This is a genomic window from Streptomyces sp. YJ-C3 (assembly GCF_053891275.1).
The window spans coordinates 593,709-610,353 of record NZ_CM132685.1; the positions used below are offsets into that span (position 1 = coordinate 593,709).

At 71.9% G+C, this 16,645-nt stretch carries 14 protein-coding genes and 1 pseudogene; 10 read left to right on the plus strand and 5 right to left on the minus strand.

Annotated features, from left to right (window positions below; genetic code table 11):
* Positions 1-19: 19 nt before the first annotated feature.
* Positions 20-1,540 (plus strand): MFS transporter, encoded by a 1,521-nt coding sequence (locus ACVHNB_RS02660; RefSeq protein ID WP_428953047.1) that lies wholly within the window; start codon positions 20-22, stop codon positions 1,538-1,540.
* A gap of 9 nt (positions 1,541-1,549) precedes the next feature.
* Here the strand turns inward: ACVHNB_RS02660 and ACVHNB_RS02665 are convergent, their stop codons facing one another.
* Positions 1,550-2,059 carry a MarR family winged helix-turn-helix transcriptional regulator gene (locus tag ACVHNB_RS02665; RefSeq protein WP_456227334.1) on the minus strand — a complete coding sequence of 170 codons (510 nt, stop codon included), beginning with the start codon at positions 2,057-2,059 and terminating at the stop codon, positions 1,550-1,552.
* Between the two features lie 113 nt (positions 2,060-2,172).
* Between ACVHNB_RS02665 and ACVHNB_RS02670 the strand changes: the two genes are divergently transcribed.
* Positions 2,173-2,934 (plus strand): dioxygenase family protein, encoded by a 762-nt coding sequence (locus ACVHNB_RS02670; protein WP_428957590.1) that lies wholly within the window; start codon positions 2,173-2,175, stop codon positions 2,932-2,934.
* Between the two features lie 171 nt (positions 2,935-3,105).
* Here ACVHNB_RS02670 and ACVHNB_RS02675 read toward each other — a convergent pair whose 3' ends face one another.
* Entirely contained in the window at positions 3,106-4,164 is a 1,059-nt protein-coding gene (locus ACVHNB_RS02675; protein ID WP_456227335.1) for a questin oxidase family protein, read from the minus strand.
* Between the two features lie 158 nt (positions 4,165-4,322).
* Between ACVHNB_RS02675 and ACVHNB_RS02680 the strand changes: the two are divergent.
* A pseudogene (locus tag ACVHNB_RS02680) lies at positions 4,323-5,086 on the plus strand (IS5 family transposase).
* Between the two features lie 15 nt (positions 5,087-5,101).
* On the opposite strand, the gene ACVHNB_RS02685 reads toward ACVHNB_RS02680, so the two are convergent.
* Complete coding sequence (locus ACVHNB_RS02685; RefSeq protein ID WP_428953044.1) at positions 5,102-5,641, minus strand: GNAT family N-acetyltransferase; 540 nt, start codon at positions 5,639-5,641, stop codon at positions 5,102-5,104.
* 176 nt (positions 5,642-5,817) lie between these two features.
* Here ACVHNB_RS02685 and ACVHNB_RS02690 point away from each other — a divergent pair, with 176 nt between their 5' ends.
* Entirely contained in the window at positions 5,818-6,825 is a 1,008-nt protein-coding gene (locus tag ACVHNB_RS02690) for a sigma-70 family RNA polymerase sigma factor (protein ID WP_428953043.1), read from the plus strand.
* A gap of 201 nt (positions 6,826-7,026) precedes the next feature.
* Here the strand turns inward: ACVHNB_RS02690 and ACVHNB_RS02695 are convergent, their stop codons facing one another.
* Complete coding sequence (locus ACVHNB_RS02695; RefSeq protein ID WP_456227336.1) at positions 7,027-8,013, minus strand: helix-turn-helix transcriptional regulator; 987 nt, start codon at positions 8,011-8,013, stop codon at positions 7,027-7,029.
* Positions 8,014-8,075: 62 nt separating this feature from the next.
* Between ACVHNB_RS02695 and ACVHNB_RS02700 the strand changes: the two genes are divergently transcribed.
* On the plus strand, positions 8,076-9,593 hold the full coding sequence (locus ACVHNB_RS02700) for an MFS transporter (RefSeq protein ID WP_428953041.1): 1,518 nt from the start codon (positions 8,076-8,078) through the stop codon (positions 9,591-9,593).
* Positions 9,594-9,609: 16 nt separating this feature from the next.
* Here ACVHNB_RS02700 and ACVHNB_RS02705 read toward each other — a convergent pair whose 3' ends face one another.
* Positions 9,610-10,884 carry an ABC transporter substrate-binding protein gene (locus ACVHNB_RS02705; RefSeq protein WP_428953040.1) on the minus strand — a complete coding sequence of 425 codons (1,275 nt, stop codon included), beginning with the start codon at positions 10,882-10,884 and terminating at the stop codon, positions 9,610-9,612.
* Positions 10,885-10,945: 61 nt separating this feature from the next.
* Between ACVHNB_RS02705 and ACVHNB_RS02710 the strand changes: the two genes are divergently transcribed.
* The 5 genes from ACVHNB_RS02710 to ACVHNB_RS02730 all read left to right on the plus strand — a co-directional run bounded on the left by ACVHNB_RS02710 (position 10,946) and on the right by ACVHNB_RS02730 (position 16,570).
* Entirely contained in the window at positions 10,946-11,626 is a 681-nt protein-coding gene (locus tag ACVHNB_RS02710) for a TetR family transcriptional regulator (RefSeq protein ID WP_428953039.1), read from the plus strand.
* Between the two features lie 35 nt (positions 11,627-11,661).
* A complete protein-coding gene (locus ACVHNB_RS02715; RefSeq protein WP_456227337.1) occupies positions 11,662-12,426 on the plus strand; it encodes a glucose 1-dehydrogenase in 765 nt (254 codons plus the stop codon).
* A 238-nt stretch (positions 12,427-12,664) separates the two neighbouring features.
* Entirely contained in the window at positions 12,665-13,426 is a 762-nt protein-coding gene (locus ACVHNB_RS02720; protein WP_428953037.1) for a DeoR/GlpR family DNA-binding transcription regulator, read from the plus strand.
* A 38-nt stretch (positions 13,427-13,464) separates the two neighbouring features.
* A complete protein-coding gene (gene pfkB / locus ACVHNB_RS02725) occupies positions 13,465-14,421 on the plus strand; it encodes a 1-phosphofructokinase (protein ID WP_428957589.1) in 957 nt (318 codons plus the stop codon).
* Between the two features lie 130 nt (positions 14,422-14,551).
* Positions 14,552-16,570 (plus strand): PTS fructose transporter subunit IIABC, encoded by a 2,019-nt coding sequence (locus tag ACVHNB_RS02730; RefSeq protein WP_456227338.1) that lies wholly within the window; start codon positions 14,552-14,554, stop codon positions 16,568-16,570.
* Positions 16,571-16,645 lie beyond the last annotated feature (75 nt).

The following is a 16,645-nucleotide window of genomic DNA, read 5'->3' on the forward strand; positions in this document are numbered from 1 at the left end:
CACGACTTGGAGTCCCGCTGTGGGTACCCCCTTGCCGGAAACGGCACCCGATTCCCGACGCTGGAAGGCGCTCGTCTTCATCGCGCTCGCCCAGCTGATGGTGGTCCTCGACGCCACCATCGTGAACATCGCCCTGCCCGCCGCCCAGACCGACCTCGGCATATCCGACGGCAACAAGCAGTGGGTCATCACGGCCTACGCGCTCGCCTTCGGCGGCCTGCTCCTGTTCGGTGGCCGCATCGCCGACCTGTGGGGCCGCAAGCAGACCTTCGTCACCGGCCTGATCGGCTTCGCGCTCGCCTCCGCGCTCGGCGGTGCCGCGCAGAACGAGGCCATGATGTTCGGCGCCCGCGCCCTGCAGGGCCTGTTCGGCGCGCTGCTCGCCCCGGCCGCCCTCTCCCTCCTGGCCGTCATGTTCACCGACGCCAAGGAGCGCGCGAAGGCGTTCGGCATCTACGGTGCGATCGCCGGTGGCGGTGGCGCCGTCGGCCTGATCCTCGGCGGATTCCTCACCGAGTACCTGAACTGGCGCTGGACCTTCTTCGTCAACATCCCCTTCGCGGCCGTCGCCGCGCTCGGCGCCGTCCTCGTCATCCGTGAGCCGGCCGGCGCCCGCAACCGCTCGCCGCTCGACATCCCCGGCGTGCTGCTGTCCACGCTCGGCCTGGTCTCGCTCGTCTACGGCTTCACGCGCGCCGAGACCAACGGCTGGTCCGACGCGACCACCATCGGCATGTTCGTCGCCGCGGCCGTGCTGCTGCTCGCCTTCGTCGCCGTCGAGGCCCGGGTGAAGCACCCGCTGCTGCCGCTGCGCGTCGTCTCCGACCGCAACCGCGGCGGTGTCTACGCGTCCCTCGGCCTCGCCGTGATCGCGATGTTCGGCCTGTTCCTCTTCCTGACCTACTACCTGCAGGTCGTGAAGGGCTTCTCGCCGGTCAAGACCGGCTTCGCGTTCCTGCCGATGATCGCGGGCATGATCACGGGCTCCACCCAGATCGGCGCCCGCCTGATGACCCGCGTCAGCCCCCGCCTGCTGATGGGCCCGGGCTTCCTGCTCGCCGCCCTCGGCATGGGACTGCTGACCCAGCTGTCGGTCGACTCGTCCTACCCGGCCCTGATCCTGCCCGCCCAGCTGCTGCTCGGCCTCGGCATGGGTACGGCGTTCATGCCCGCCATGTCGCTCGCCACGATCGGCGTCGAGGCGCGGGACGCCGGTGTCGCCTCCGCGATGGTCAACACCTCGCAGCAGGTCGGCGGCGCCATCGGCACGGCCCTGCTGAACACGATCGCGGCCTCGGCCACGACCGCGTACATCGCGGACCACGCGGCCGGTGCGCGCAACCCGCAGCTGCTCCAGGCCCAGGCCATGGTCAGCGGCTACACCCACGCCATCTGGTGGGCGGTCGGCATCCTGGTCGTCTCGGCCACGATCGCCTTCACGCTCATCAACACCGGCGTCCCGGGCTCGGGCCCGGCCGCGGCCTCCGGCGACACGGAGGGCGTCGAGGACGAGCTGCCGATCCCGGTGGTCGCGCACTGACCCCCGGCGTCACCTGAGCCAGGGGAGGTCCGCCCCGGCCTCCTTGGGCTGAAGTCCCTCGGCGACGATCTTCATGATCTCGCCGAGGGACTTCTGCTGTTCGGGGGAGAGCCGCTCGAAGAGGGCCTGGCGGACCGCGTCGACATGGCCGGGGGCGGTCCGCTGCAGGACCTCCAGGCCCTCGTCGGTGAGGACCGCGAACTGGCCGCGCTTGTCGGAGGGACAGTCCTCGCGCCGCACCCACCCGTTCTTCTCCAGCCGCGCGATCGCGTGCGAGAGCCGGGAGCGGGTGATCTTCGCGCTCATCGCCAGCTCGGTCATCCGCAGCCGGTGCCGGGGTGCCTCGCTGAGCTGGACCAGCAGGCCGAAGTAGATGTGCGGCATCTTCGCGTCGCGCTGGAGCTGGCGGTCGAGGTGGTCCTCCAGGAGCGTGGTGGCGTGCAGATAGGCACGCCAGACGTGCTGTTCGTCCTCGGTGAGCCACTGGGGCTCGGGGTCGCTCTTCTTCATCGGCTCCATCGTAAAGACCTCCTCCTTGAATATTAAACAAACAACGGTTACTTTTGTCAGTACCCAGAGCTTGAAACTTCAAGGAGGTTGTCGTCGTGTCCACCGCACCCGCGCCCGAGCGCATGCCCGCGCTCTACCTCAGCCACGGCGCCCCGCCGCTCGCCGACGACGCCCTGTGGCCCGGCCAGCTCGCCGCCTGGTCCGCCGACCTGCCGCGCCCCAAGGCGATCCTCATGGTCTCCGCGCACTGGGAAGAGGCCCCGCTCGCCCTCGGCGCGGTCGAGACCGTGCCGCTCGTGTACGACTTCTGGGGCTTCCCCGAGCACTACTACCAGGTGCGGTACGCCGCCCCGGGGGCGCCCGAACTCGCGGATTCCGTACGGAAGTTGCTGCGCGCCCCGGGTGTGCCGGTGCAGGACGTGCCGGACCGCGGCCTCGACCACGGCGCGTACGTTCCGCTGGTCGAGATGTATCCGGACGCCGACATCCCGGTGCTCCAGGTCTCCCTGCCCACGCTCGACCCGCAGAAGCTGATGGACATCGGCCGGCGGCTCGCTCCGCTGCGGGACGAGGGCGTGCTGATCGTCGGCTCCGGGTTCTTCACGCACAACCTCGCCGCGCTGCGGCAGGGCGGCATCCCCTCGTGGTCGGCCGAGTTCGACGACTGGGGGCACCGGGCGCTGGACGCGGGGGACGTGGACGGGCTGCTGGACTTCACCCGCAAGTCCCCAGCGGGGGCGCTGGCGCATCCGCGGACCGAGCACTTCGCTCCGCTGTTCGTGACGATGGGGGTGGCGGACGCGGCTGGTGAGCTGGGGGTGCAGCGCTCTGTGATCGACGGGTTCTGGATGGGGCTGGCCAAGAGGTCGGTTCAGTTCGGGTAGGCCGGGCGGATCGGGGCGGGCGCTGTCGCGTCTGCCGGGTGGCTGCGTTGTCGGCGGGCGCGGATTTCGTCGTGGCTGGCCGCGCAGTTCCCCGCGCCCCTGAGATGCGCACTTCGTGCGGCATCTCGTCAAGCAGGCAGCCCCCACCGGCCCGCAGCCTCCGACGCGACCTCAGACCGGCTCGATCAAAGTGAGGGCACGCAGCGCGGCGGCCAGTGCGACATCGCCGCCGACATCCAGGGCCGTGTCGGCGAACTTGATCGCGTGGTCGTCACCATGCGCCGCCGCCCGGGCGAACAGCTCCTCCGGCGACAGATCCCCGGCCCGCTGGAATCCCGCCTCCGCAGCGGGCGCGTACGCCGCCGTCACCGCCGCGCTCGCGGCCCACGCGGCGGCCAAGGACTCGGCCCACAGCTCCCGGGGCAGCGCGGGCAGCACCCTGAGCACCGCGTTCGGCGCCGTCGCCGCGTGCACGAGCATCACCGGGTTGCCATGGGCGTGCGTCGCGTAACGGTGCACCGCCGCCGTGACGAGTTCCGCGAGCCGGTCGCGCGCGGTGTCCGGGTCGACCGGCCCGGAGGCCCACGCGGGCAAGCCGGTGAGCTGGTCGAGGCGGGCCACGATGCCGCCGCTCTGGTCCGCGACGCGCGGCACCGCGTCGAGGGCGGCCGCGGCGTCCGGCGCCGAGGGGAGTGCGGCCAGCGGCGGCAGGGGCTGGTGGCGGGCGGCCCAGTAGCCCAGGCCGTGGGCGAGCTCGGCGAGGCGCGGCCCGGTCGGCTCCGTGGACAGCAGGGTGCGTACGGCATGGCCCACGCGGATCACGGGGTGCGTGGCGCCCGCCGCGATCCCGGGCAGCAGCCGCGGCCACCACTCGGCGAGCACGTTCCGCCAGGGGCGCTCGGCCACGGCCCGCTCGAAGTACGCGATCCAGTCCGCGAGGCGCCGCGGATCGCCGAGCGCCGACTGCCAGTCGGCCGCACGGATCGCGGAGCGGAGGGCCGGCATGTCGTCGAGCCGCCGCTCGTAGTGATCGAGCCAGCGGTGCACGCGGGGCGCCTGGCCGCCGCGTACGAGCGACTCCACGGCCATCGGCCCGTGGTTGCTCAGCCAGCCGTCGAACTCGGGACCGGTGGCGTGCAGCCGCTGCAGCGCTTCGTCGAGAGTGCCCGAGGTGTCGCCCGTGACACCAGCCGTCGTGTCGCCCGTTGAGTCGCCCGTCGTGTCGTCCATGGCCGGAGAGTAGGCACCGGGACACCGGGCGCGTAACGGTCCCGGGGCCTAGGTCGTGTCCGCAAAGTCGTTGGCTCGTTGGTCTGTTCATGGTGCGTCGTCATGAACTGACCGATGAATCCTGGGCGGTGATCGAGCCGTTACTGGCTCCGCCCCGGATGGGCCGTCCGGTGCGGGACCGACGTCAGGTCGTCAACGGAATCCTGTGGAAGCTGTCGACCGGGGCGGCCTGGCGGGACCTGCCGGAACGCTATGGCCCGTGGAAGACGGTCTACGAACGCTTCCGCCGCTGGTCGGCCGATGGAACCTGGGACCGCCTGCTGGCCCACGTCCAGCAGCATTCCGACGCCGTGGGCGCTGTCGACTGGTCGATCGTGTGTGTCGACTCCACGACGGTGCGAGCCCATCAGCATGCGGCCGGGGCACGAAAAGGGGGCTCTGGCCGGGCGAGGCGATCGGCCGCTCCCGCGGCGGACTGACCACGAAGATCCACCTTGCCTGCGACGGACTCGGCCGGCCCCTGGCCTTCACCCTGACCGCTGGGAACGTCAACGACTGCACCCAGTTCGAGGCGGTGATGGCCCGCATCCGGGTCGCCCGATGCGGTCCGGGCCGCCCACGCACCAGACCGGAGCGGGTGGCCGCAGACAAGGGTTACTCGTCCGTCAAGATCCGCGCCTACCTGCGCGGACGCGGCATCAAAGCAGCGATCCCGGAACGAATCGACCAGATCAACGGCCGCATCCGCAGAGGCCAGAGCCGATGCAGACTCAACCGGGCCGCCTACCGGCGCCGCAACCTCGTCGAACGCTGCTTCAACAAGCTCAAGCACCACAAGGCCCTGGCCACCCGCTACGACAAACGAGCCCGCCACTACCAAGCCATGGTCACCCTCGCCTGCCTACAACTCTGGCTCCCATGACTTTGCGGACACGACCTAGGCCTTGCGGCCGAGCGGCTTCTCGTACCAGGCGACGTCCCAGTACGCGCCGAACTTCCGGCCGACCTCCCGGTACGTGCCCACGTGGTCGAAGCCGAAGCGGGTGTGCAGGCGGACCGATGCCTCGTTCGGCAGGGCGATGCCCGCGTACGCCCGGTGCAGGTCCTCGTCGGCGAGCGCCTCGAAGAGGGCCTTGTAGAGGAGGGTGCCGATGCCGCGGCCGCCCGCGTCCGGCGCGCAGTACACCGTCACCTCGACCGACGTGTCGTACGCGGCCTTCGGCCGGAACGGGCTGGAGGTGGCGTAGCCGAGGAGAGGGCCATAAGTCCCCTCCCTCCGTTCCTGCGCAACCAAGAGGCGGTACGGGCCGTCTTCAGGGTGGGAGAGCAGCCAAGGACGTCGCTCTTCCGGCGTGAAGACGGTCGTGTCGAACGTGATCGGCGTCTCACGTACGTAGTGGTTGTAGAGGCTCGTGAGTGGTATGAGGTCATCCTCGACTCCCGGCCTGACCTGCACCTCTGTGAACTCCGACGGCATCCCGTCCCCCTTCCTCGCGCGCTGTGGCGCGACAGGGTACTGCATGATCACAAAAATGATGGGGCAGCTTGGGAATTCTGTCCGGATTCCAGTCGTTGTTTCCTTCGGATGCAGGGCACCCGCGAGGGTGTACGAGCCGTCCGGCCCAGCCGACCTACCATCGCAAGGGAGCACGCATGGCAACCCGTGCCGTAGCCCGTCGTAAGTCCGCCGCGTCCGGCGAGACTGATGCGGCACGCAGTGTTCGCGCCGTAGGCGGGGAGATCGCCGACCGCGACCTGGTCGGGATGTACCTCGACGAGATCGCGCGCACACCGCTGCTCGATGCCGCAAAGGAAGTCGAGCTGTCCCAGACCATCGAGGCGGGCGTGTACGCCCAGCAGATCCTCGACGGCGAGGTCTCCGACAGCGAGGCCGCGGGCAAGGCGTCCCGCGAAGAGCTCGAGGCGCTCATCGCCGAGTCGGAGAAGGCCAAGGACATCTTCATCCGGTCCAATCTGCGTCTGGTCGTGGCGGTCGCCCGCCGCTACCCGCGCAGCGGCCTGCCCCTGCTCGACCTGATCCAGGAGGGGAACGCGGGCCTGGTGCGCGCCGTCGAGAAGTTCGACTACCGCAAGGGCTTCAAGTTCTCCACGTACGCGACCTGGTGGATCCGCCAGGCCATCACCCGCTCGATAGCCGACCAGTCCCGCACCATCCGCCTCCCCGTCCACCTGGTCGAGGAGCTGGGCCGGATCCGCCGCGTCCAGCGCGAGTTCAACCGCGAGCACGGGCGCGAGCCCGAGCCCGCGGAGATCGCCGCCGAGCTCGACTCCAAGCCGGAGCGGGTCGCCGACGTCCTGGACTGGGCCCGCGACCCGGTCTCGCTGAACATGTCGGTGGACGACGAGGGCGAGACCCAGTTCGGCGATCTGCTGGAGGACACCTCGGCGGTGTCGCCCGAGCAGTCCGTGCTGACGCTGCTGCGCTCCGAGGAGCTGGACGATCTGATCGGCCGGCTCGACCAGCGCACGGCGTCCATCATCAAGATGCGGTACGGGATCGTCGACGGCCGGGAGCGGACGCTCACCGAGGTCGGCAAGGAGCACGGGCTGACCCGTGAGCGCATTCGTCAGATCGAGAAGCACGCGCTTCTGGAGCTGAAGAAGCTGGCCCGGGACACCGGGTTCGACGCGGCGGCGTAAGGCTCCGCCAGGGTTCACCCGCGACAAGCCGCGGACGCGTCTGCTCGTTCACCGAGTGGATGCGTCCGCGGCTTTCGTCGTGGCTGGTCGCGCGGTTCCCCGCGCCTCCATCGATCAGATGCCGCACGAAGTGCGCATCTCAGGGGCGCGGGGAACCGCGCGACCAGCCCCCACCGGACCCGCACCCGGCGACGGACCCCTTCACGCCGCACCCCCGCCCCGCACCATCCGGCCCCCCAACTCCCGCACGGCCACCGCCAGTTCCTCCGGTCCCCGGACCTGGAACTCGAACCCGGTCATGGCCAGCCGGACCGCCATCCACTCGACCGGCCCGGACGCGGTCGCCCGCAACCGGCACCCGGTCCCGCCCCCGGGCAAGGGCTCGGGCCGCCCCACCGCCGCGGGCACCTTCGCGGAGACCTCCTCGGCCGACGCCGCGAACTCGATGTCGACCTCGTACGCATCCCCGCCCCGCGACTCCATCGACCGGCGCAGATACTCCGCCGCGTCCCCCTCCGGCACCTCCCGCGGAGCGAACCGCGCCCCCGTCGCGAACGGCTCCGACACCCGGTCGACGCGGAACGTGCGCCAGGCGTCGCGATCGATGTCGTACGCCACCAGGTACCAGCGGCGCCCCGTCGACACCAGCCGCAGCGGCTCCACCAGGCGGCGCGTCTCCGTGCCGTCGGCGGCGCGGTAGTGGAACCGGAGCCGCTCCGTGCCGGCCGCGGCCGACGCGATCACGGTCAGCGTCTCGGGCGCGATGGTGGCGCCGTCCCCCGAGGCCAGCGGGATCGTCGCGGCCTGGAGCGTGGCGACGCGGTGCCGCAGCCGCGACGGCAGCACCTGCTCCAGCTTCGCCAGGGCCCGCACCGACGCCTCCTCGACGCCCTCCACCGCGTGCCCGGCGCCGGCCCGCAGGCCCACCGCGATCGCCACCGCCTCCTCGTCGTCCAGGACGAGCGGCGGCAGCGCCTTGCCCGCGATCAGCCGGTAGCCGCCGTCGGCGCCCATCGTGGCCTGCACGGGATAGCCGAGGTCGCGCAGGCGGTCGATGTCCCTGCGCACGGTGCGGCGGGAGACCCGGAGCCGGTCGGCGAGTTCGCCGCCGGGCCATTCGCGGGGGGTCTGGAGGAGGGAGAGGAGTTGGAGCAACCGGGCCGGGGTGTCCGTGCTGGTCGTCGTCATGCCCTCCAGCATGCCGCGCAATTAGGACGCGACCTGACCTACATGCCCTCTACCGTTCTTCCATGACCTCAACCGCAGCACCGGAGATCCGGCCGGAGACTCCCGCAGCCGACGACCGCCGACGTTGGTTCGCGCTCGCCATCGTGATGACGGCGGCGTTCATGGACCTCGTCGACGTCACGATCGTCAATGTCGCCCTGCCGACCATCCAGCACGACGAGGGCGCCACCACCGGGCAGATCCAGTGGATAACCGCCGGATACGCGCTGGCCTTCGCGGCGCTGCTCATCACGGGCGGCCGGCTGGGCGACATCTTCGGCCGCAAGCGGCTCTTCCTCCTCGGCATCGGCGGCTTCACCGTCGCCTCGGCGCTGTGCGGTTTCGCGGCGAACCCGGAGATGCTGGTCGCCTCCCGGATCCTGCAGGGCGGCATGGCGGCGATGATGGTGCCGCAGGTCCTGTCGATCGTGCACGCGACGTTCCCGGCGCACGAGCGCGGCAAGGTGTTCGGCCTGTTCGGCGCGATCGTGGGCCTGGGGGCCGTCACGGGACCGCTGCTCGGCGCGCTGCTGACCGAATGGAACCTCTTCGGCCTCGAATGGCGCCCGATCTTCCTGATCAACCTGCCCGTCGGCATCGCCGCGCTGATCCTCGGCTCCCGTGTCATCACCGAGTCGAAGGCGCCCAAGGCGCTGAAGCTGGACCTCGTGGGCGTCGTGCTCGTCACCCTCGCGATGCTGGCCCTCGTCTACCCGCTGACCCAGGGCCGGGAGAACGGCTGGCCGGTGTGGGGCTACGTGATGATGGCGTCGTCCGTCGTGATCGGCGCCGTGCTGATCGCGTACGAGAGGACGAAGGCGCGGCGCGACGGGTCCCCGCTCATCGAGCTGTCCCTCTTCAAGGTCAAGAGCTTCGCGGCGGGCATCGCCGTGCAGACCGTCTTCGGTCTCACCATGGGCATCTTCTTCCTGACCTGGACGCTCTACATGCAGCTCGGCCTCGGCTGGAGCGCGCTGAAGGCGGGCGTGACCGGGGTGCCGTTCTCCATCGCGGTCTCGGTCGCGGCCGGCATCTCCGTACAGAAGCTGGTGCCGCGCTTCGGCCGCAAGGTGCTCCAGGCGGGCGCGCTGACGATGGCCGCGGGCGTGCTCATCTACGTGTACGAGTCCGGGCACTACGGCCTGTCCATCGCCTCCTGGCAGATGGCGCTGCCGCTGGTCGTGATGGGCCTCGGCATGGGCCTGATCGTCGCCCCGCTGACCGACGCGATCCTCTCCGAGGTGCCGCGCGAGCACGCCGGTTCGGCGTCCGGGCTCATCAACACGGTGATGCAGATGGGCAACGCGCTGGGCCTCAGCCTCGTCTCGGTGGTCTTCTTCAACGTCGTCGAGGACCACATGAAGCAGGGTGCGGGCAACGCGGCCTTCATCGACGGCTTCCACAGCTCGCTGCTGTGGGCCGCGGGCATCCTCGTCGGCATCTTCCTGCTGATGTTCGCCCTGCCCCGCAAGCCCGCCGTCGGCGCCGGCGAGACGGCTGCCGACGCCCCGCAGGACGACCGCCGGCCCGAGCTGGTGTGACCGACGGCTTCGGGCTTCAGGCGCTGGACCGGCCCACCTGGTCCAGCGCCTCCAGCACGTCCGCGGGGCGCCCGCCCCGCAGCACGGCCCGGCCGACGCGCTCCCGTACGGCGGACCGCACCGTGGGCCAGGACCGCAGCCCCACCGGATGGAACTCCGCGTCCGGCATCTGGTCGACGAACGCCCACAGCGCCCGCTGCGAGCGGTCCGACCGCAGCTGGTCCGAGCCCGAGGCGGTCACCGGCAGCGTGGTCTGCCCGGTGCCGTAGGTCCCGGCCGAAGCGCGGCTGTACAGGAACGTCAGGAAGGTGCCCGCCTGCTCGGCGTGGCCGCCCTTCTCGAACGCCATCATCCAGTCGTTGAGCCCGACCGGCGGCGCCGCGTCCCCGTCCCTCTTGGGGAAGGGCGCGTGGGCGTACGACAGCCGCGCCTTGTCCGCGGCGCCGAGCAGCACCGGGTGGGCGACGAGCATGCCGACCCGGCCCGCGAGGAAGTCGGCGTAGGCCCGGGTCCTGGTCAGCCGCGACGGGTCGGCGCCCGCGAGCCCGGGGGTGACGAGCTCGTCGCGCAGCCAGGTCAGCGTCGCCTCGTTCTCGGCGGACGCGAAGTCGTAGCCGCCGATCTCCGAGTAGCCGCCACCGCCCGCGAGCAGCCAGGCGAGCAGCTCGTCCTCCGCGGCCTCGGGGCCCAGCTGCAGCGCGTACGGCGTGGGGACGCCGACGGCCTTCAACGCCTTCGCCGCGGAACGGAGTTCGGCCCAGGAGCCGGGCGGGCCGGTGAGCCCGGCGCGCTGGAACAGCGCCTTGTTGTAGAAGAGGCGCGGGGTGCTGGCGAGGATCGGGATGCCGTACTGGACGGAGTCGACCCGGCCGGCGTCGGCGAACGACGGGATGAAGTCCGCCTGGGTCGGTATGTCGAAGAGCTGCTCGACCCGGTAGAGCTCGCCCTCCTCGGCGTACGGCGCGAAGACGTTGCCCTGGGCGATGTCGGGGGCGCGGCCGTCCTTGACGCGTCGGGCGAGAGTGGCGTCGATCTTGAGGAACGGGACGCGCTCCACCGCGACGCGGATGTCCGGGTGCTTCTTCTCGAAGGCCTTGACGACGTCGTCCCACTGGTCGCCGATCGAGGCGCCGACGCTCTTGTCGTAGCTCGCGACCAGCAGATCGAGCGTGACCCGGCCGCTCCCGCCCGAGCCGCAGCCGCTCGCCGCCAGGGCCGCCGCCCCGGTCAGGCCCGCTGTCTGAAGAAGAAATCGCCGCCGCCGCACGCGTTCGCCCCGCTCACTGGTCATCGGTTGGGCATGATCGTTTCTCGCGGTGGCAGATTGTGCCACATGGGCATATGGTGACTTCATGGCAGGTGGAGCAGATGCGGGCGCGACGACGCTGACCGAGCGGCGCAAGGCCGCCACACGACTGGACATCGCCCGGACCGCGGCCCGGCTCTTCACGGAGGACGGCCTGCGGGCCACCCGCGCCGAGGACATCGCCCGGGCCGCGGGCGTCGCGCCGCGCACCTTCTACCGCTACTTCGCGACCAAGGAGGACGCCGTCGCGCCGCTCTTCGCCGCGGGGGCGCAGCAGTGGGCGGAGGCCGTGCGCGAGGCGCCCGCGGCGCTGTCGGCGCCGCAGGCGCTGCGGTACGCGGCCGAGCGGGCGCTCACCGCGGACGACCCGGCGAACGCGGCGTCCCTGGAATGGGTCCGCGCCCTGCTCCGGCTGACCGGGGAGTCCCCGGCGCTGCGGGCGGTCTGGGCCGACACGTGCCGGGTCTCCGAGGCGACGCTGCTCACGATCCTCGCGGCGCGGGCCGGGATCGACGCGCAGGGCGCTCCGCTGGGGCTGCGGCTCGCGGCGGGCGTGGCGTCCACCGCGGTGCGGGTGGCCGTGGAGACCTGGGCCGATGCGGACGGCCCGGCCTCCGGGGAGAGCGGGCCCGCGGCGCTGGCGCTGGAGTGCCTGACGCTGGCGAGCCTGCCCGACGACGCGGAACGTCGCCCCGGACCGCGCTCCTCGATCGCCGCGGGGGCTTGAAACGTGCCCCTGACCCCAATGAAGTGGAGCCCCAGATGAACAACCTCACCGGCAAGAGCGTCGTGGTCACCGGCGGAGCCCGAGGGATCGGCGCCGAGGTGGCCCGGCGCGTCACGGCCGCCGGAGGCAGCGTCGTCATCGGCGACGTACTGGACGACGACGGTGCGGCGCTCGCCGCCGAGCTCGGGGAGCAGGCCAGGTACGTCCACGTCGACGTCACCTCGGAGGAGGAGTGGCAGGCGGCCGTCGCGTACGCCGTCGCCGAGTTCGGCCGGGTCGACGGCCTGGTCAACAACGCCGGTGTCTCCACGGGCATGCCCCTGGAGACGGAGAGCGTCGAGCGCTTCCGCAAGGTCATCGACATCAACCTCGTCGGCGTCTTCGCGGGTATGAAGACCGTCATCCCCGCGATGAAGGCGGCCGGCGGCGGCTCCATCGTCAACATCTCCTCCGCGGCCGGCCTGATGGGCCTCGCGCTCACGTCGTCGTACGGCGCCTCGAAGTGGGCCGTGCGCGGCCTGACCAAGATCGCCGCGGTGGAGCAGGGCACGGCGCGGATCCGGGTGAACTCCGTGCACCCCGGCATGACGTACACCCCGATGACCGCCCAGGTCGGGATCCAGCAGGGCGAGGGCAACTACCCGAACACCCCGATGGGCCGCGTCGGCGAGGCCGACGAGATCGGATCCGCCGTGGTGTTCCTGCTGTCCGACGACTCCTCGTACGTGACCGGCGCCGAGCTGGCCGTCGACGGCGGCTGGACCACCGGTCCCACCGTGAAGTACGTGATGGGCCAGTAGCCCGGTGACCTGGTAGCCCGGTGGCCCAGTAGCCGGTGCGTCGGTCCGCCGAAGGTCCGTGCGGGGCCCGGCCCTCCTCCCGGAGGGCCGGGCCCTTCGGCATTTCCGGGCCAGGACCAATGTCTGTTTGTGTCCGTCGCGTGCCCGAACCTGTTTACTTTCCGGAAATCCGGTCGTAGCCTCAAGCTGAAGTCACAGATTCGGGCACACTCGACGATGAGGGCACAGGTAAACGGGCATGTACGCACCCGAGCGTCAGCAGGAGATCCTCCGCCTCGCCCGCGACGGCGGCCGGGTCGACGTGCTGTCGCTGGCCGAGGAGTTCAAGGTCACCGCCGAGACCATCCGGCGCGACCTGAAGGCGCTCGACCGGGCCGGTCTCGTCCGGCGGGTGCACGGCGGCGCCATCCCGGCCGGGCGGCTCGACTTCGAGCCCGACCTCGCCGAGCGCGAGGGCACCGCGGCCGACGAGAAGGACCGCATCGCGCACGCCGCGCTCGCCGAGCTGCCGGCCGAGGGCAGCGTCGTCCTGGACGCCGGTTCGACCGTGGCCCGGCTCGCGGCCGCGCTGCCGCTGGAGTCCGCACTCACCGTCGTCACCCACTCGTTGCCCACCGCGGCCCGGCTCGCCGACCACCCCGGCGTCCAGCTCCACCTGATCGGCGGCCGGGTCCGGCACCGCACCCGCGCCGCCGTCGACGCCTGGGCGCTGCGCGCCTACGGCGAGATCCGCGCGGACGTCGTCTTCCTCGCGGCCAACGGATTCTCCGCCGAGGCCGGCCTGACCACCCCCGACCTCGCCGAGGCCGCCGTGAAGCGCGCCGCCGTCGCCGCGGCCCGCCGGGTGGTGCTGCTCGCCGACTCCGGCAAGCACGGCCAGGAGCACTTCGCCCGGTTCGGCGACCTCTCCGACGTCGACCTGCTCATCACCGACAGCGGCCTCGCCCCCGAGGCCGCCGCGGCGATCGAGGCGGGCGGCACGGAGGTGATCCGCGCATGACCATCACCACCCTGAGTACGGAAGCGGCGATACGCGGCATGATCCTCACCGTCACCCCCAACCCCTCCCTCGACCGCACCTACGAGGTCCCCGACCTCGACCGCGGTGAGGTCGTGCGCGCCACCGGCGAGCGCATGGACCCGGGCGGCAAGGGCGTCAACGTCTCGCGGGCGGTCGCCGCCGCCGGTGCCCCCACCCTGGCCGTGCTGCCGCTCGGCGGCGCCCCCGGCGCCCTGGTCGCCGAACTCCTGGACGGCCAGGGCATCGAGGTCGCCCCGGTCCCCGTCGCGGGCCAGACCCGCTCGAACATCGCGCTCGCCGAGCCGGACGGCACGCTCACCAAGATCAACGCCCCGGGTCCCGAACTCTCCGCGCAGGAAGCCGAGTCACTGCTCCGCGCCGTCGGTGAGCAGGCGCGGCGGGACGGGGTTGCCGACTGGATCGCCTGCTGCGGCAGCCTCCCGCGCGGCCTCGCGCCCTCCTGGTACGCCGAGTTGGTGGCCCGCGCGCACGCCGCGGGCGCCCGCATCGCGCTCGACACCTCCGGGCCCGCACTCCTCGCGGCCCTGCGCGAGCGCCCCGACGTCGTGAAGCCGAACGCCGAGGAGCTCGCCGAGGCCGTCGGCCGCCCGCTCGCCACGATCGGCGACGCGGTGAAGGCCGCCGAGGAACTGCGGGAGCTGGGCGCGGCGGCCGTCCTCGCCTCGCTCGGCGCGGACGGCCAGATCCTGGTCGACGCCACGGGCGCCTGGTTCGCGAGCGCCCCCGTCGACGCGGTGCGCAGCAACGTGGGCGCCGGTGACTCCTCCCTCGCCGGTTTCCTGATCGCCGGCGGCGAGGGCCCGAAGGCGCTGGCGTCTGCGGTGGCGCACGGCGCCGCGGCCGTCCAGCTGCCCGGCAGCGCGATGCCGACACCGGCGGACCTGAAGCCCGACGCGGTGACGCTGACGGCGCAGGTCCCGACGGACCGCGTCCTCACGGAGCCGGTGACGTGAACATGAGTGCCCTCAGAGGCGCGGGACCGTGTCCCTGTGCGGCTGCGCCGCGAGGCGCGACCAGAGACAACGAACCCGCACCCGCCAGCGAATCAACCGACACGCAGATGCGTAGGCAAAGGAGCCCGCGATGACCGCCGAGATGATCACCGCGGATCTGGTCGACCTCGACCTGTCCGCCGAAACCAAAGAGGCGGCGGCCCGCTCGCTGGCCGCACGCATGGTCGCGCAGGGCCGGGTGACCGACCTGGACGGCTTCCTGGCGGACGTCGCGGCGAGGGAGGCCCAGATGCCGACCGGCCTCGACGGCGGCATCGGCATCCCGCACTGCCGCAGCGCCCACGTCACCGAGCCCACCCTCGCGTTCGGCCGCGCGGCACAGGGCATCGACTTCGGTGCGCCGGACGGCCCCGCCGACCTGATCTTCCTGATCGCGGCACCGGCCGGCGCGGACGACGCCCACCTCACGATCCTCTCCTCGCTCGCCCGCCAGCTGATGGACGAGGACTTCAAGGCGGCGCTGCGCGCGGCGACCGACGCCGAGCGGACGGCGGCCCTGATCCGCGGCGACGACCCGGCCCCCGGCCCCGTACCGGCCGAAGAAGCCCCGGCCGCCGAGCCGGAGCAGCCCGCGACCGGCGACACCTTCAAGATCGTCGCCGTCACCTCCTGCCCCACCGGCATCGCCCACACCTACATGGCGGCCGAGTCCCTGGAGAACACGGCCCGCGACACCGACGGCGTCGAACTCGTCGTCGAGACGCAGGGCTCCGCGGGCTTCACCCGCCTCGCGCCGGACGTGATCGCCGCCGCCGACGCGGTGATCTTCGCCCACGACGTCCCGGTCCGCGAGAAGGACCGCTTCGCCGGAAAGCCCACGGTCGACGTCGGCGTGAAGGCCGGCATCAACCGCCCCGCCGAGCTCATCGCGGAAGTACGGGAGAAGGCGGCCCGGGGCGAGACGACCGCCCCCGGCGCGGCCGCGTCGTCCACACCTGTGGACAACTCCGGTGACTCCGAGGACGGTTACGGGACGAAGCTCCGCAAGTGGCTGATGTCGGGCGTCAGTTACATGGTGCCGTTCGTCGCCGCCGGCGGCCTGCTCATCGCGCTCGGTTTCGCCGTCGGCGGCTACGAGGTCGCGAACGTCAAGGTCGAGACCCTGCTCAACAGCTTCGACTGGGGCTCCTCGACCAGCTGGGCCGCGCTGCTCTTCTACACCGGCCAGGCGGCGTTCGCCTTCCTCGTCCCGGTGCTCGCCGGCTACATCGCGTACGGCATGGCGGACCGGCCGGGCCTGGTGCCGGGCTTCGTCGGCGGCTCGATCGCGCTGACCGTCAACGCGGGCTTCCTCGGCGGCCTCGCCGCCGGTCTCATCGCGGGCGGCGTCGTCATGGCGATCCAGAAGGTGAACGTCCCGGCCGTGCTGCGCGGCATCATGCCGGTCGTCGTGATCCCGCTGCTGTCCTCGATAGCCGTCGGCTTCCTGATGTTCGTGGTGATCGGCAAGCCGATCGCCTCCCTGCAGAGCGCCCTGACGGACTGGCTCAACTCCCTCTCCGGCGCCAACGCGCTCGTCCTCGGCGTGATCCTCGGCCTGATGATGTGCTTCGACCTGGGCGGCCCGCTCAACAAGGTCGCCTACGCCTTCGCGGTCGGCGGCCTCGCCAACCCCACCGACGGTTCGCTCAAGGTCATGGCCGCCGTGATGGCCGCCGGCATGGTGCCGCCGCTCGCCATGGCCCTGGCCACCACCGTGCGAGGCCGTCTCTTCACCAGGGCCGAGCGGGAGAACGGCAAGGCGGCCTGGGTGCTCGGCGCCTCCTTCATCACCGAGGGCGCCATCCCGTTCGCCGCGGCCGACCCGCTGCGCGTCATCCCCGCCTCCATGGCGGGCGGCGCGGTCACCGGCGCCCTGTCGATGGCCTTCGGCTGCACCCTGCGGGCCCCGCACGGCGGCATCTTCGTGGTCCCGCTGATCGGCAACGCGCTGCTCTACCTGGTCGCGATCCTCGCCGGGGTCTGCGTCTCGGCCGCCCTGGTCGTCGTCCTGAAGGGGCTGCGCAAGACGGCACCGGAGAAGGCGGCCGACGCCCCCGGCGACCAGGCCCCCGCCGTCACGACGGCGAAGGTCCCGGCCGCCGTCTGAGCCGGTAAGAGCCAGAACTGTCCTATCTGCGAGATGCGTCACGGTCCGGGACCAAAGTCCCGGACCGTGGTGTTC

Excerpts from the sequence above, each read along its gene's own strand:
- ACVHNB_RS02710 (WP_428953039.1), top strand. The coding sequence starts at position 10,946 with ATGGCAGGTGGAGCAGATGCGGGCGCGACGACGCTGACCGAGCGGCGC.
- pfkB (WP_428957589.1), top strand. The coding sequence starts at position 13,465 with ATGATCCTCACCGTCACCCCCAACCCCTCCCTCGACCGCACCTACGAG.
- ACVHNB_RS02690 (WP_428953043.1), top strand. The coding sequence starts at position 5,818 with ATGGCAACCCGTGCCGTAGCCCGTCGTAAGTCCGCCGCGTCCGGCGAG.
- ACVHNB_RS02720 (WP_428953037.1), top strand. The coding sequence starts at position 12,665 with ATGTACGCACCCGAGCGTCAGCAGGAGATCCTCCGCCTCGCCCGCGAC.
- ACVHNB_RS02665 (WP_456227334.1), bottom strand. The coding sequence starts at position 2,059 with ATGGAGCCGATGAAGAAGAGCGACCCCGAGCCCCAGTGGCTCACCGAG.
- ACVHNB_RS02695 (WP_456227336.1), bottom strand. The coding sequence starts at position 8,013 with ATGACGACGACCAGCACGGACACCCCGGCCCGGTTGCTCCAACTCCTC.
- ACVHNB_RS02715 (WP_456227337.1), top strand. The coding sequence starts at position 11,662 with ATGAACAACCTCACCGGCAAGAGCGTCGTGGTCACCGGCGGAGCCCGA.
- ACVHNB_RS02700 (WP_428953041.1), top strand. The coding sequence starts at position 8,076 with ATGACCTCAACCGCAGCACCGGAGATCCGGCCGGAGACTCCCGCAGCC.
- ACVHNB_RS02670 (WP_428957590.1), top strand. The coding sequence starts at position 2,173 with ATGCCCGCGCTCTACCTCAGCCACGGCGCCCCGCCGCTCGCCGACGAC.
- ACVHNB_RS02730 (WP_456227338.1), top strand. The coding sequence starts at position 14,552 with ATGACCGCCGAGATGATCACCGCGGATCTGGTCGACCTCGACCTGTCC.
- ACVHNB_RS02705 (WP_428953040.1), bottom strand. The coding sequence starts at position 10,884 with ATGACCAGTGAGCGGGGCGAACGCGTGCGGCGGCGGCGATTTCTTCTT.
- ACVHNB_RS02675 (WP_456227335.1), bottom strand. The coding sequence starts at position 4,164 with ATGGACGACACGACGGGCGACTCAACGGGCGACACGACGGCTGGTGTC.
- ACVHNB_RS02685 (WP_428953044.1), bottom strand. The coding sequence starts at position 5,641 with ATGCCGTCGGAGTTCACAGAGGTGCAGGTCAGGCCGGGAGTCGAGGAT.